Origin of the sequence: Pseudomonas simiae, assembly GCF_000934565.1 — a bacterium.
Classification (GTDB): Bacteria; Pseudomonadota; Gammaproteobacteria; order Pseudomonadales; family Pseudomonadaceae; genus Aquipseudomonas; species Aquipseudomonas simiae.
Genome location: NZ_CP010896.1, coordinates 5,572,881 through 5,585,688 on the forward strand (window position 1 = coordinate 5,572,881; position 12,808 = coordinate 5,585,688).

11 protein-coding genes are annotated in these 12,808 nt (G+C 60.6%); 4 read left to right on the plus strand and 7 right to left on the minus strand.

Translation table 11 applies throughout. From position 1 onward, the window contains the following. Position 1: 1 nt before the first annotated feature. Genes pqqC through pqqE form a run of 3 tightly spaced genes read left to right on the plus strand, consistent with a single transcriptional unit; the run spans position 2 to position 2,149 of the window. Complete coding sequence (gene pqqC / locus PF1751_RS25395; protein WP_010207005.1) at positions 2–754, plus strand: pyrroloquinoline-quinone synthase PqqC; 753 nt, start codon at positions 2–4, stop codon at positions 752–754. Next, complete coding sequence (gene pqqD / locus PF1751_RS25400) at positions 751–1,026, plus strand: pyrroloquinoline quinone biosynthesis peptide chaperone PqqD (protein ID WP_010207006.1); 276 nt, start codon at positions 751–753, stop codon at positions 1,024–1,026. The genes pqqC and pqqD overlap by 4 nt, the downstream gene beginning before the upstream one ends. Continuing rightward, a complete protein-coding gene (gene pqqE / locus PF1751_RS25405) occupies positions 1,019–2,149 on the plus strand; it encodes a pyrroloquinoline quinone biosynthesis protein PqqE (RefSeq protein ID WP_010207007.1) in 1,131 nt (376 codons plus the stop codon). The genes pqqD and pqqE overlap by 8 nt, the downstream gene beginning before the upstream one ends. A 5-nt stretch (positions 2,150–2,154) precedes the next feature. Here pqqE and PF1751_RS28670 read toward each other — a convergent pair whose 3' ends face one another. Both PF1751_RS28670 and PF1751_RS25415 read right to left on the minus strand, forming a co-directional pair. Then, positions 2,155–2,313 carry a YqaE/Pmp3 family membrane protein gene (locus tag PF1751_RS28670; protein WP_010207008.1) on the minus strand — a complete coding sequence of 53 codons (159 nt, stop codon included), beginning with the start codon at positions 2,311–2,313 and terminating at the stop codon, positions 2,155–2,157. Between the two features lie 168 nt (positions 2,314–2,481). Beyond that, positions 2,482–3,744 (minus strand): aspartate aminotransferase family protein, encoded by a 1,263-nt coding sequence (locus tag PF1751_RS25415; protein ID WP_044287981.1) that lies wholly within the window; start codon positions 3,742–3,744, stop codon positions 2,482–2,484. Between the two features lie 209 nt (positions 3,745–3,953). Between PF1751_RS25415 and PF1751_RS25420 the strand changes: the two genes are divergently transcribed. After that, on the plus strand, positions 3,954–4,853 hold the full coding sequence (locus tag PF1751_RS25420; RefSeq protein WP_010207012.1) for a LysR family transcriptional regulator: 900 nt from the start codon (positions 3,954–3,956) through the stop codon (positions 4,851–4,853). 226 nt (positions 4,854–5,079) lie between these two features. Here the strand turns inward: PF1751_RS25420 and PF1751_RS25425 are convergent, their stop codons facing one another. From PF1751_RS25425 to PF1751_RS25445, 5 genes are all read right to left on the minus strand, one after another. Beyond that, positions 5,080–6,858: an acyl-CoA dehydrogenase C-terminal domain-containing protein gene (locus PF1751_RS25425; RefSeq protein WP_042571466.1), complete on the minus strand. Its 1,779-nt coding sequence runs from the start codon at positions 6,856–6,858 to the stop codon at positions 5,080–5,082. Between the two features lie 123 nt (positions 6,859–6,981). Continuing rightward, a complete protein-coding gene (locus tag PF1751_RS25430) occupies positions 6,982–8,751 on the minus strand; it encodes an acyl-CoA dehydrogenase C-terminal domain-containing protein (RefSeq protein ID WP_010207014.1) in 1,770 nt (589 codons plus the stop codon). A gap of 90 nt (positions 8,752–8,841) precedes the next feature. Then, positions 8,842–10,131 carry a GGDEF domain-containing protein gene (locus PF1751_RS25435; protein WP_010207015.1) on the minus strand — a complete coding sequence of 430 codons (1,290 nt, stop codon included), beginning with the start codon at positions 10,129–10,131 and terminating at the stop codon, positions 8,842–8,844. Between the two features lie 260 nt (positions 10,132–10,391). Next, positions 10,392–12,197 carry a phenylacyl-CoA dehydrogenase gene (locus tag PF1751_RS25440; protein ID WP_010207016.1) on the minus strand — a complete coding sequence of 602 codons (1,806 nt, stop codon included), beginning with the start codon at positions 12,195–12,197 and terminating at the stop codon, positions 10,392–10,394. Between the two features lie 257 nt (positions 12,198–12,454). Next, positions 12,455–12,736 carry a hypothetical protein gene (locus tag PF1751_RS25445; protein ID WP_010207017.1) on the minus strand — a complete coding sequence of 94 codons (282 nt, stop codon included), beginning with the start codon at positions 12,734–12,736 and terminating at the stop codon, positions 12,455–12,457. Positions 12,737–12,808: the final 72 nt, after the last annotated feature.

Genomic DNA, 12,808 nt, shown 5'->3' on the forward strand with positions numbered 1-12,808 from the left:
AATGACCGACACGCCATTGACCACCGCTGAATTCGAAGCCGCCCTGCGTGCCAAAGGCGCCTTCTACCATATCCACCACCCGTACCACGTGGCGATGTACGAAGGCCGCGCAACCCGCGAGCAGATCCAGGGCTGGGTCGCCAACCGCTTCTACTATCAGGTGAACATCCCCCTGAAAGACGCCGCGATCCTGGCAAATTGCCCAGACCGTGAGATCCGCCGCGAGTGGATCCAGCGCTTGCTCGACCACGATGGCGCCCCCGGTGAGGACGGCGGCATCGAAGCCTGGCTGCGCCTCGGCCAGGCCGTTGGACTGGACCCCGACCAACTGCGCTCTCAGGAACTGGTGTTGCCAGGCGTGCGGTTTGCGGTGGATGCCTACGTCAACTTCGCCCGCCGCGCCAGTTGGCAGGAAGCCGCCAGCAGCTCGCTGACCGAGCTGTTCGCGCCGCAGATCCACCAATCGCGCCTCGACAGCTGGCCGCAGCATTACCCGTGGATCGACCCGGCCGGGTATGAATACTTCCGCACCCGTCTCGGCCAGGCCCGGCGCGACGTGGAACATGGTTTGGCGATCACCCTGCAGCACTACACCACCCGTGAAGGCCAGGAGCGCATGCTGGAAATTCTCCAGTTCAAACTGGATATCCTGTGGAGCATGCTGGATGCCATGAGCATGGCCTACGAACTCAACCGCCCGCCGTATCACAGCGTGACCGAGCAGCGTGTGTGGCATAAAGGGATCACCCTATGAGCTTTGATCGCAGCAAGAAACCCACCTGGCGCCAAGGCTATCGCTACCAGTACGAGCCCGCGCAAAAGGGCCATGTGTTGCTCTACCCCGAAGGCATGATCAAGCTCAATGACAGCGCTGCGCTGATCGGCGGATTGATCAACGGTGAGCGCGACGTGGCGACGATCATCGCCGAGCTGGATAAACAGTTCCCCGGCGTGCCTGAGCTCGGCGAAGACATCGAGCAATTCATGGAGGTCGCCCGTGCAGAGCACTGGATCACCCTTGCCTGAAAAACCGCCGATTGGCTTGCCGCTATGGTTGCTGGCCGAGCTGACCTATCGCTGCCCGCTGCAGTGCCCGTACTGCTCCAACCCGCTGGATTTTGCCGAGCAGGGCAAGGAACTGAGCACCGAGCAGTGGTTCAAGGTATTTCGCGAAGCCCGCGAGATGGGCGCGGCACAGCTGGGGTTTTCCGGCGGCGAGCCGTTGGTCCGTCAAGACCTCGCCGAGCTGATCGCCGAGGCGCGCAGGCTGGGGTTCTATACCAACCTGATCACCTCCGGCATCGGCCTGACCGAACAGAAGATCAGCGATTTCAAGAAAGCCGGCCTGGACCATATCCAGATCAGCTTCCAGGCCAGCGACGAACAGGTGAACAACCTGCTGGCCGGCTCGAAAAAAGCCTTCGCGCAAAAGCTGGAAATGGCCCGCGCGGTGAAGGCCCACGGGTATCCGATGGTGCTGAACTTCGTGACCCATCGGCACAATATCGACAAGATCGATCGCATCATCGAGCTGTGTATTGCATTGGAGGCGGACTTCGTCGAACTCGCCACCTGCCAGTTCTACGGTTGGGCGCAGCTCAATCGGGTGGGGTTGTTGCCGACCCGGGAACAGCTGGTGCGCGCCGAACGCATCACCAACGAATACCGCGCCAAGCTTGAGGCCGAAGGGCACCCGTGCAAGCTGATCTTCGTAACGCCGGATTACTACGAGGAGCGCCCTAAAGCCTGCATGAACGGCTGGGGCAGTATCTTTCTGACAGTAACGCCAGACGGCACCGCCCTGCCCTGCCACGGCGCCCGACAGATGCCGGTGCAATTTCCCAACGTGCGCGACCACAGCATGCAGCACATCTGGTACGACTCATTCGGCTTCAACCGCTTTCGCGGTTACGACTGGATGCCCGAGCCATGCCGTTCCTGCGACGAGAAGGAAAAGGACTTCGGCGGCTGCCGGTGCCAGGCCTTCATGCTCACGGGAGACGCGAGCAATGCCGACCCGGTGTGCAGCAAGTCCGAGCAGCACGGCATCATCCTGCAAGCGCGGGAAGAAGCCGAACACGCGACCCAGACCATCGAGCAATTGGCCTTTCGCAACGAGCGCAACTCACGGCTCATCGCAAAAGGCTGACGGCTTCAGCGCTTGGCGATGATGTACACCGCGTGGATGATGCCGGGGAAGTAACCGCACAGGGTCAGCAGGATGTTAAGCCAGAATGCACCGGCGAAACCCACTTGCAGGAACACACCCAGTGGCGGCAGCAGAATGGCGATGATGATACGAATGATGTCCATGGGTAAGCTCCAAAAATCGGCTCGTGTGAGCCGTGTAGCTAATCGACCTTGGCCATTCGTGAGGGTTCAGTGGGATCTGGCTTTGGGCCATCCAGGCAAAAAAACGCCCCCAACCAAAAGAATCAGGCCGGAGGCGCCGCGTAGACCGCGAGACGGTTCAGGAAGAGGTTAAACGGCGACGCCCTTGCGGCATTGCAGTTGTGCGGTGCGCACGCGGGAGAAGGCACGGGCCAGGCGCAGGAGCATTTCGTCGATGTTGCTTTTGCTCACGGTCAGGGCCGGGGTGAAGCGCAGGCAGTTTGGTTGCGGGGCGTTGATGATCAGGCCTTCGTGCAGGGCAGCTTTTACAACAGCATCCGCAGAATCATCCGACAACGTCAGGCCCCACATCAGGCCGTGACCACGCAATTGACCGTGGTCGTAGCGGTAGGCCAGACGGGCCAGCCCCTCGCCCAGGTACAAGCCGGACTCACGCACGTGGTCCATAAAGCCGTGCTCCAGCACCGCCTCGAGTACCGCCAGGCCGGCCGACGCCATCAGCGCATTACCGTGGTGAGTACCTTCCAACTCGCCCACCTCGAAACAACAGGCTTTACCACGCGCCAGTAGTGCTGCGAGGGGCACACCGCCGCCCAGGCCTTTGCCGAGGGTGATGATGTCGGCACGCACGCCGTATTGCTGCTCGGCGAGCAAGGTACCGCAGCGGCCGATGCCGGTTTGCACTTCGTCGAGAATCAGCAGGATCCCCAATTCACGGCACAAGCGCTCAACGCCTTTGAGGTAATGCTCGGTCGCAGGAATGACGCCCGCTTCGCCCTGGATCGGTTCGAGCAGGATGGCGACGGTTTGCGCGTCGACTGCCGCATGCAGCGCTGACAGGTCGTTGAAGGGCACATGGCTGAAGCCGGGCAACTGCGGTTCGAAACGGTTTTCCGGGCCACCCGCCGATGCCGACATCGCGGCGAAACTGCGACCATGGCTACCCGCGCTGGCACTGATAATGCGGTAGGCCCCGCCGCGATGCAGCTGGCCCCATTTGCGCGCCAACTTGATCGCTGCTTCGACGGCTTCCGCGCCGCTGTTGAGCAGGTAAGCCTGATCGCTACCGGTGCGATGGCACAGGCGCTCAGCGAGGTTGAGTTGAGCGCGGTTGTGCAGGCCGTTGCCGGGGTTGATCAGCGCCTGGGTCTGGTCAGCCAGCGCCTTGATCAACACCTGGGGGCTGTGGCCGAGGCTGTTGGCTGCGTTGCCCTGACTGAAATCCAGGTAAGCGCGGTCGTCGCTGTCCCACAGCCACGAGCCCTGGCCGCGCACGAACACGTGCGGCGGGCGGGCGACGCAGGGCATCAGGGGCTCGCTGGAAGACGTCTCGCTGGGCGCCTCGAGAAGCAAATCGTCCAGGCTCGGCGCAGCGCGACGGAACAGATTCATAGCTCACCCCCAATAGCAACCGGACCTTGGTCGGTGCGGCACGCGAGAACGGCCCTGAGGTTTTTTGCCTTGCCTATGTAAACCCTATCAACATAAACGCTGTTCATTGCTCGATTCGGCCCTGTAAGCCCTGCGAATAGGCGCTAGACTAGGCGCCTCAGCGGCCAACAGCCATTTCGTTTTTCCAGCTTTTTCGATAAGTAAGCCTTATGGATTTCAAGCAACTGCGTTATTTCGTCGCGGTGTATGAGGAAGGCCACGTAGGCCGTGCCGCCGAGCGCCTGTCGATCTCCCAACCGGCGCTGTCTCAGCAGATCCGCCAGTTGGAACAGAACCTGGATGTGAGCCTGTTCGAGCGCAGCAGCAAGCGCCTGCTGCCGACACTGGCGGCGCACACGCTGTACAACCATGCCCTGCCGCTGATCGATGGCATGCAACAGGCGGTTGAAGCACTGCGTAACTTCAAGGGGCAGGCGATGCGCACCTTGGCCATCGGTGTCCTGCAAACCGTGCACACCAGCCTGGTGCCGCAGATGCTGGAGCGTGTGCGCAAGGCCCAGCCACATCTGGTGGTGCAGATTTACGAATTGACGGGGCTTGAGATCGAGCGACGACTGCTCAACGGCTCGCTGGATATTGGCATCAGCTACCTGCCGCCACGCCAGCCGGGGCTGCACGGCGTGTTGTTGTATGAAGATGAGTTAAAGGTGGTCATCCCCGAGGACCATCCCTTGCGGGCATTCAAGAAAGTCTCGCTGAAGCAGGCGGCCGAGTTGCCCATGTTGCTGTTGGGGGAAGAGTTTCAAGTCAGGCAGATCTGGCAGGGCCAACTGTCCAACCTCGGACGACGCCCGCAAGTACAGGCGGAGCTGAACACCATGGTGGGGATTCTCGACAGCTTGCCCCACACGAAGTTGGCGACGGTGCTGCCGGGGCGTTCCCAGGACGAACACAACAGCCAGTCACTGTTATGGAAACCGCTGAGTGAACCCAGGGTGCCGCTGAAAGTCGGCTTGGTGTGCCGCGATGTGCAGCGTCAGCAGGCGACGATGGCGTTGCTGCGCACCTTGCTGGAAGACGTGATGAATGCCCCGCAGGCACCGGCCTGACTTTTTCACGGGCAAAAGAAAACCCCGCCGAAGCGGGGCTTTGCAGACTGTTTCCCTGACATCCATTTCACTCCGCCTTCCTGGCAGAATCCTACGTGTCCGTGTTGTTGCTTTGCGCTTCCTGCGCGACGTCCATGTGAAGTAGATTATCCGTGGATCCAATCTGGCGATAGAGGACGAATAGCAGCACGTCATGTAAGAGAATGCTTACACACTCTCCAATCCCTTAAAACAGTGCTTCATCCAGCAAGAACAACGATTCGCTGCCGGCTTTTACCGACGCACTCAGCGAATGAATACGCGGCAATAGACGCGCAAAGTAGAAGCGTGCAGTACCCAGCTTGCTGGCGTAGAAGTCTTCTTCCGATTCCTTGCCCAGCGCGGCCTTGGCCATGCGTGCCCACATGTAGGCATAAGCCATGTAGCCAAAGGCATGCAGGTATTCCACCGACGCCGCGCCGATTTCGTTCGGGTTGGTCTTGGCGCGGTCCAGCACCCAGGCGGTCAACTCATCCAGGTTATCCACCGCCGCGCTCAGCGGTTTGGTGAATTCGGCCAGCTCGGTCCCCGACGAGGCAATGAACCCACGGATTTCGTCAGCGAACAAGGTATAGAACGCCCCGCCACTGCCGACGATCTTGCGTCCCATCAGGTCCAGGGCCTGGATGCCGTTGGTGCCTTCGTAGATCTGGGTGATGCGCACATCGCGCACCAGTTGCTCCTGGCCCCACTCGCGAATGTAACCGTGGCCGCCAAACACTTGCTGGCCCAGCACAGTGGTTTCCAGCCCCAGGTCGCTCAGGAAAGCCTTGGCCACCGGCGTCAGCAATGCCACCAGGTTATCCGCACGCTCGCGGGCAGCGGCGTCGTCGCTGAATTTGGCGATGTCCAGCTGCGTCGCCACGTAGGTGGAGAACGCCCGGCCACCTTCGTTCGCGGCTTTCATGGTCAGCAGCATGCGCCGCACGTCCGGGTGCACGATGATCGGGTCGGCCATTTTGTCTTGCGCCTGAGCGCCCGTAGGTGCACGGCTTTGCAGGCGGTCGCGAGCATATTCGATCGCGTTCTGGTAGGAACGCTCGCCGGACGCCAGTCCCTGGATACCGACACCCAGACGCTCGTAGTTCATCATGGTGAACATTGCCGCCAGACCGCGGTTCGGCTCGCCTACCAGGTAACCCACGGCGTCGTCGAAGTTCATCACGCAGGTCGCCGACGCCTGGATCCCCATCTTGTGCTCGATGGACCCACAGCTCACCGTGTTACGCGCGCCCAGGCTGCCATCGGCATTGACCATGAACTTCGGCACCAGGAACAGCGAAATCCCCTTGGGACCGGCCGGTGCATCCGGCAGTTTGGCCAGCACCAGGTGGATGATGTTGTCGGTGAGGTCGTGTTCGCCACCGGTGATAAAGATCTTGGTGCCGCTGACTTTGTAGGAACCGTCCGCCTGTGGCTCGGCCTTGGTGCGGATAATCCCCAGGTCGGTACCGGCATGGGCCTCGGTCAGGCACATGGAGCCGGCCCATTCACCGGAATACATCTTCGGCAGATAAGTCGCCTTGAGTGCTTCGCTGGCGTGGGTGTTGATTGACACGCAGGCGCCGGATGTCAGCATCGGGTACAAACCGAACGCCAGGCTCGATGAGTTGATCATCTCTTCAACCTGGGCGGACACCGCCTTGGGCATCCCCATGCCGCCGAAGATCGGATCACCGCCAACCCCAACCCAGCCGCCTTGCGCATAGGTCGCGTAGGCCTGTGGAAAGCCATCCGGCGTGAACACCGCGGTGTTGTCCCAGCGGCAACCCTGTTCATCGCCACCGCGGCTGAGCGGGGCGATGGATTTGGCGGTGACCTTGCCGGCTTCTTCGAGGATGGCCTCTACGGTTTCGGCGTCAACGGTGTCTGCCAATGCCGGCAATTGGGCCCAAGTGGTGGCGACCTCAAAGACTTCGTTGAGGACGAAGCGCATATCACGCAGCGGCGCTTTGTAATCAGCCATGGCAAACCTCGTGAGAACGTGAAAAGTGATTCGGTGAGAGTCGGTTTTACAGGCTCAGAGTGTACCCGAACAACTTTTCAGACACATAGGGTCCACTTGTGACTGATCGGTATTTTTAAGTCATCACAGCGCAAAGGCCTCCGCAGGCAGACTCATCAGGCATTCGCTGCCCGCTTCCACCGCAGCGCGGTGGGTGGCGGTACGTGGCAGCAGACGCTTGAAGTAGAAGTCGCAGGTCGCGAGCTTGGCTTTGGCAAAATCAGTATCCGGTTGTTCAGCGGCAGCGATCGCCATGCGCAGCCACAGGTAAGCGAGCACCACGTAGCCGCTGTACATCAAGTAATCCACCGCCGCCGCGCCCACTTCATCGGGATTCTTCATTGCGGCCATGCCGACCTTGGTGGTCAACTCGCCCCACTCCCCATTCAACTGATTGAGCTGCGCCACGTAGGCCTTGAGTTGCGGATGCTCGGCATGCGCTGCGCAGAACTTATGCACGATCTTGGTAAACCCACGCAGCAACTTGCCTTGGCTGCCTAGCACCTTGCGCCCCAGCAGGTCGAGGGCCTGGATGCCGTTGGTACCTTCATAGATCGGCGCAATCCGTGCGTCGCGGGCCAGCTGCTCCATGCCCCATTCGCGGATGTAACCGTGACCGCCGAAAACCTGCATGCCGTGGTTGGTCACCTCAAGGCCGGTGTCGGTCATGAAGGCTTTGCAGATCGGGGTGAGGAACGCCAGCAGGTCTTCGGCGTCCTGGCGCTGGGTGGCATCGCTGCTCAGGTGTGCGGTGTCGAGCAACTGTGCGGTGAAGTAGGTCAGTGCGCGGTTGCCTTCGTTGAAGGCCTTCATGGTCAGCAGCATCCGGCGCACATCGGGGTGCACGATGATCGGGTCGGCGGCTTTATCCGGAGCCTTGGCGCCGGTCAGTGAGCGCATCTGCAGGCGGTCGTTGGCGTATTTGATCGCGCCCTGAAAACTTGCCTCGCCGTTGCACAGGCCCTGCATGCCGGTGCCCAGCCGCGCATGGTTCATCATGGTGAACATGCAGTTGAGGCCTTTGTTCGCCTCACCGATCAGGAAACCCTTGGCACCATCGAAGTTCAGCACGCACGTGGCGGAGCCCTTGATGCCCATCTTGTGTTCGATCGAGCCGCAGTGCACCGCGTTACGCTCGCCGGAGTCCGCATGGAACTTGGGCACGATAAACAATGAAATACCCTTGGTGCCTGCCGGTGCGTCCGGCAGTTTGGCCAATACCAAGTGGATGATGTTGGCGCTCATGTCGTGTTCGCCGGCCGAGATGAAGATTTTGCTGCCGGTGACCGCATAACTGCCGTCCGCCTGGGGCACGGCGCGGGTTTTGATCAGGCCCAGGTCGGTGCCGCAGTGGGCTTCCGTGAGGCACATGGTGCCGGTCCATTCGCCGGCAGTGAGTTTGCTGAGAAACGTGTCTTTCTGCTCGGCGGTGCCGTGGGCGTGGATCGCCGACATCGCGCCGTGGGTCAGCCCTGGGTACATGCCCCAGGATGTGTTGCTGGAGCCGATCATCTCGCTGAGCACCAGGCCCAGTGACTGCGGCAGGCCCTGGCCACCATAGGCCGGGTCCGCGGCCACACCGTGCCAGCCGCCTTCCACGTATTGGGCGAAGGCCTCTTTGAAGCCCTTGGGCGTAGTGACCACGCCATTCTCGAAATGGCAGCCTTCTTCGTCGCCGCTGCGGTTAAGCGGTGCGAGTACGTTTTCGCAGAATTTTGCGCCTTCTTCGAGAATCGCGCTGACCATGTCCGGGCTGGCGTCAGTCGCGCCCAAGGCGGCGTAATGGCCGTGGAAGTCAAACACGTTGTCGATCAGAAAACGCATGTCGCGTAGGGGCGCTTTGTATTCAGGCATGGCAATGTCTCCGTCAGCAGATGGTTTCAACCTACTGCCGGGCATTGCCGCGGACAATCACTGTAGCGCTGCTGAATACAGCGCCATCACTCAACCGGCAGCACTCTCCATACGCACTGCGCCACGCCGGGTTTGCCCGGCGGCCACCACGCAGTTGCGCCCGGCGCCCTTCGCGGCGTACAGCGCCTGGTCCGCGGATTTAAGCACTTCTTCCGGCGTGCGCTGCTCGGCCTGGCGCTCAGCCACGCCAATGCTGATGGTCACCGAAACACTCGATGCGCCACTGCCGGAACGGCGCTGACGGCCTTGATGATCGTCCTGAGGGCGGTCCGAATTACGCAGCTTGATATCGTAATCGGCGATGATCCCGCGGATTTCCTCCAGGTGCGGCAAGCATTCTTCCACCGTCTTGCCGGCGAACACCACGGCGAACTCTTCACCCCCATAGCGATAAGCGCGCCCGCCGCCGTTGACCTTGGATAACTTGCTCGCCACCAGGCGCAGCACCTGGTCGCCGACGTCATGACCATGGGTGTCGTTGAAACGCTTGAAATGGTCGACGTCGCTCATCGCCAGCACGTAGTTGCGTCCCAGCCGCTGCATGCGCTCGTTCAGTGCGCGGCGCCCCGGCAAGCCGGTCAGCTCATCGCGAAAGGCCATTTGATAAGCCTCATGGGCCACACCAGCGGCAATCATCAGCATCACCTGGCTGCACATGATGTTCAGGGTGAACGGCAGGATGAACGTCTGCGGCAACATCCAGAACATGCCCAGCAGCCCCACCAGTTGCGCCGCATGCAGCGGGCGCGGCTGGTACCAGTACTGCGCCGCCAGGGTCAGGAAGCCGATCAGGAACATCGGGTACGACAGTTGGATCAGGCTCATCCAACTGCCATGCAGCGCCGGCCAGCGAATCTCCGCCAACCAGTTCAGCACCGCCTGGGGATAACTCTGCTCGAGCGCCAAGGCCACGCTGCCGATCGCCAGCAACACCGCGCCACGCGCGACGAAGTCACGGAACAGGTGGGTTTTCTCCTGCCACAGCGCGTAGATGCTGAACAACAACGGCAGCAGCAGGCAGCACAGGTGAAACACCACGGCTGCGTCTTCACGCACGCGACCGTGATCGCGATAGAAGTCTGTCTGGGTATCCAGCAGGAAGTAGGCGATGTACACCGTGATCATCAGAAACAGTTCACGCTGACGACGGTACACCGCGCAATACGAACCGCCGAGCAGCAACACCAGGGTCGGCAACACATTGAACAGTGAGGTGAAGAAGACGTTGAGCTCCTTGACGTACGCAGCCGAGAGCCCGGCCAGCAAGAGCAGCAACGAAGGTAGGAAATGATTGAAACGCACAGCGGACACGCGTGACAAGGGTAAAACTCCGACCCGCAAAAAATGATGGCACTGTGCCTTTACGTTGACAGTTAAGCACAAACTGACACGCATATATCACATTGCCATTACTGTAACGGCAGCCACTGGCATTCCCTGAGCTTTTTGTTGCAATGCTTTCTGTCGGGGCTGGCGTGCCCGCTGTGTTTTTTCGCGAGCGGGCTCGCTCCTACGCAGAAACGAAAAAAGCCGCCGCTCCCGGGAGGGAGCAGCGGCTCTTGAAGTGAACCCGGTAAGGCTTAGTAAGCCAGGCCGAAGTCTTCTTCTTTCATGTCCATCAGGTTGTTGGCGCCCGACAGCATGGTGGCCACGTGAGTGCGAGTACGCGGCAGGATACGCTGGAAGTAGAAGCGCGCGGTCTGCAACTTGGCGGTGTAGAACGCCTCTTCGGTGGTGCCGGCAGCCAGTTTCTCGGCAGCCAGGCGCGCCATGTCGGCCCAGAAGTAAGCCAGGCACGCGTAACCGGAATACATCAGGTAGTCCACCGAGGCGGCCCCCACTTCTTCACGGTCTTTCATCGCGGCCATGCCGACCTTCATGGTCAACTCGCCCCACTCTTTGTTCAGCGCAGCCAGCGGTGCAACGAACTCTTTGACCGCTTCGTTGCCTTCGTTGGCCTGGCAGAACTTGTGCACGATCTTGGTGAAGCCCTTGAGCGCTTCGCCTTGGGTCATCAGCACCTTACGACCCAGCAGGTCCAGCGCCTGGATGCCGGTGGTGCCTTCGTACAGCATCGAAATGCGGCTGTCGCGAACGTTCTGCTCCATGCCCCACTCAGCGATGAAGCCGTGACCGCCGTAGATCTGCACGCCGTGGTTGGCGGATTCAAAACCGACTTCGGTCATGAACGCCTTGGCGATCGGGGTCATGAATGCCAGCAGGCCATCGGCCTGTTTCTTGGCTTCGTCGTCGGTGCCGTATTTGACGATGTCCACTTGCTTGGCGGTGAAGTACACCATCGCACGGTTGCCTTCGGCGAAGGCTTTCATGGTCAGCAGCATGCGGCGCACATCAGGGTGCACGATGATCGGGTCGGCGGCCTTATCCGGCGCTTTCGGGCCGGTCAGGGAACGCATTTGCAGGCGGTCACGCGCATATTTCAGGCCGCCCTGGAAGCCGATTTCAGCGTGGGCCAGGCCTTGCAGCGCGGTGCCCAGGCGAGCGGTGTTCATAAAGGTGAACATGCAGTTCAGGCCTTTGTTCGCCGGGCCAATCAGGAAACCGGTGGCCGCGTCGAAGTTCATCACGCAGGTGGCGTTACCGTGGATGCCCATCTTGTGTTCCAGGGAACCACAGGTCACCGCGTTGCGCGCACCGATGGAACCGTCGGCGTTCGGCAGGAACTTCGGCACGATAAACAGCGAAATACCTTTGGTGCCAGCCGGTGCGTCCGGCAGGCGAGCCAGTACGATGTGGACGATGTTATCGGCCATGTCGTGTTCGCCGGCCGAGATGAAGATCTTGGTGCCGGAAACTTTATAGGTACCGTCGGCCTGAGGTTCGGCCTTGGTGCGCAGCATGCCCAGGTCGGTGCCGCAGTGTGGCTCGGTCAAGCACATGGTGCCGGTCCACTCGCCCGACACCAGCTTGGTCAGGTAGGCCTCTTGCTGCTCGGGGGTGCCGTGCTCGGAGATGGTGTTCATCGCGCCATGGGACAGGCCTGGGTACATGCCCCACGACCAGTTGGCTTCGCCGACCATTTCGCTGACAGCCAGGCCCAGGGATTCCGGCAGGCCTTGGCCACCGTGCTCCACGTCGTGGGCCAGGCTTGGCCAGCCACCTTCGACGAATTGTTTGTAGGCTTCTTTGAAACCGGTTGGGGTTTTAACGCCCGACTCACTCCAGGTGCAGCCTTCGATGTCACCCACGCGGTTCAGCGGTGCCAGCACTTGCTCACAGAACTTGGCGCCTTCTTCAAGGATGGCGTCAACCATGTCCGGGGTAGCGTCCTGGCAAGCCGGCAGGCTCTGATAGTGCGCTTCATAGCCAAGCAGTTCGTCACGAACGAAGCGAATATCACGCAAGGGGGCCTTGTAGTCAGGCATAGCGATAAACCTCTGCTGATGTATCTGGAATGAACAACCGCGTGGATGTGTTGTGGCGGTCAAACAGGTGTTTGAAACATACGTTTACCACCTGGGGATGTCAAGCGCCGTCCGGATGCCGTTTGTCATGACATGAATCAAAGGCGCGCACGGCGAAGCCTGCGGCGGGTTGCCACACATGACTTTAGGAGAGATGGGGAGTTTTTGTAGGAGCGAGCAAGCTCGCTCCTGCAGTGACCGGGTAAGACAGAAGGGGATTAAGCGTAGGTGTCGATCAGGGTGCCGAGCATTTCATCCGAAGCCTTGGCGACTTTTGCACCGAGCTCCACTTGGAATTTGCCTTGGGCCATTTCGACCATGTTGCTGGCCGAGTTGGACGGCTGGGCGCGGTCATTGGCTTGCAGACGGTCACTTTGCGCATCCGAGGGCTGGGTCGTCGCGGCGCTGGCAATTTTACCGGCGGCCTGGTCGACACGGTTTTGCCCGGCCTGAATGCTGCTCAGGCCCGAATAAAACGCGCTGCTTCCAGAGATTTCCATGGCGTAAGCCTGCCTTTAGAGAATCGTGAACCTTGATTGAAGCAGAGTCGCCCGCAAAACACCCGTCAAAAA

Excerpts from the sequence above, each read along its gene's own strand:
- PF1751_RS25415 (WP_044287981.1), bottom strand. The coding sequence starts at position 3,744 with ATGAATCTGTTCCGTCGCGCTGCGCCGAGCCTGGACGATTTGCTTCTC.
- PF1751_RS25440 (WP_010207016.1), bottom strand. The coding sequence starts at position 12,197 with ATGCCTGACTACAAGGCCCCCTTGCGTGATATTCGCTTCGTTCGTGAC.
- PF1751_RS25445 (WP_010207017.1), bottom strand. The coding sequence starts at position 12,736 with ATGGAAATCTCTGGAAGCAGCGCGTTTTATTCGGGCCTGAGCAGCATT.
- pqqC (WP_010207005.1), top strand. The coding sequence starts at position 2 with ATGACCGACACGCCATTGACCACCGCTGAATTCGAAGCCGCCCTGCGT.
- PF1751_RS28670 (WP_010207008.1), bottom strand. The coding sequence starts at position 2,313 with ATGGACATCATTCGTATCATCATCGCCATTCTGCTGCCGCCACTGGGT.
- pqqD (WP_010207006.1), top strand. The coding sequence starts at position 751 with ATGAGCTTTGATCGCAGCAAGAAACCCACCTGGCGCCAAGGCTATCGC.
- PF1751_RS25420 (WP_010207012.1), top strand. The coding sequence starts at position 3,954 with ATGGATTTCAAGCAACTGCGTTATTTCGTCGCGGTGTATGAGGAAGGC.
- PF1751_RS25430 (WP_010207014.1), bottom strand. The coding sequence starts at position 8,751 with ATGCCTGAATACAAAGCGCCCCTACGCGACATGCGTTTTCTGATCGAC.
- PF1751_RS25425 (WP_042571466.1), bottom strand. The coding sequence starts at position 6,858 with ATGGCTGATTACAAAGCGCCGCTGCGTGATATGCGCTTCGTCCTCAAC.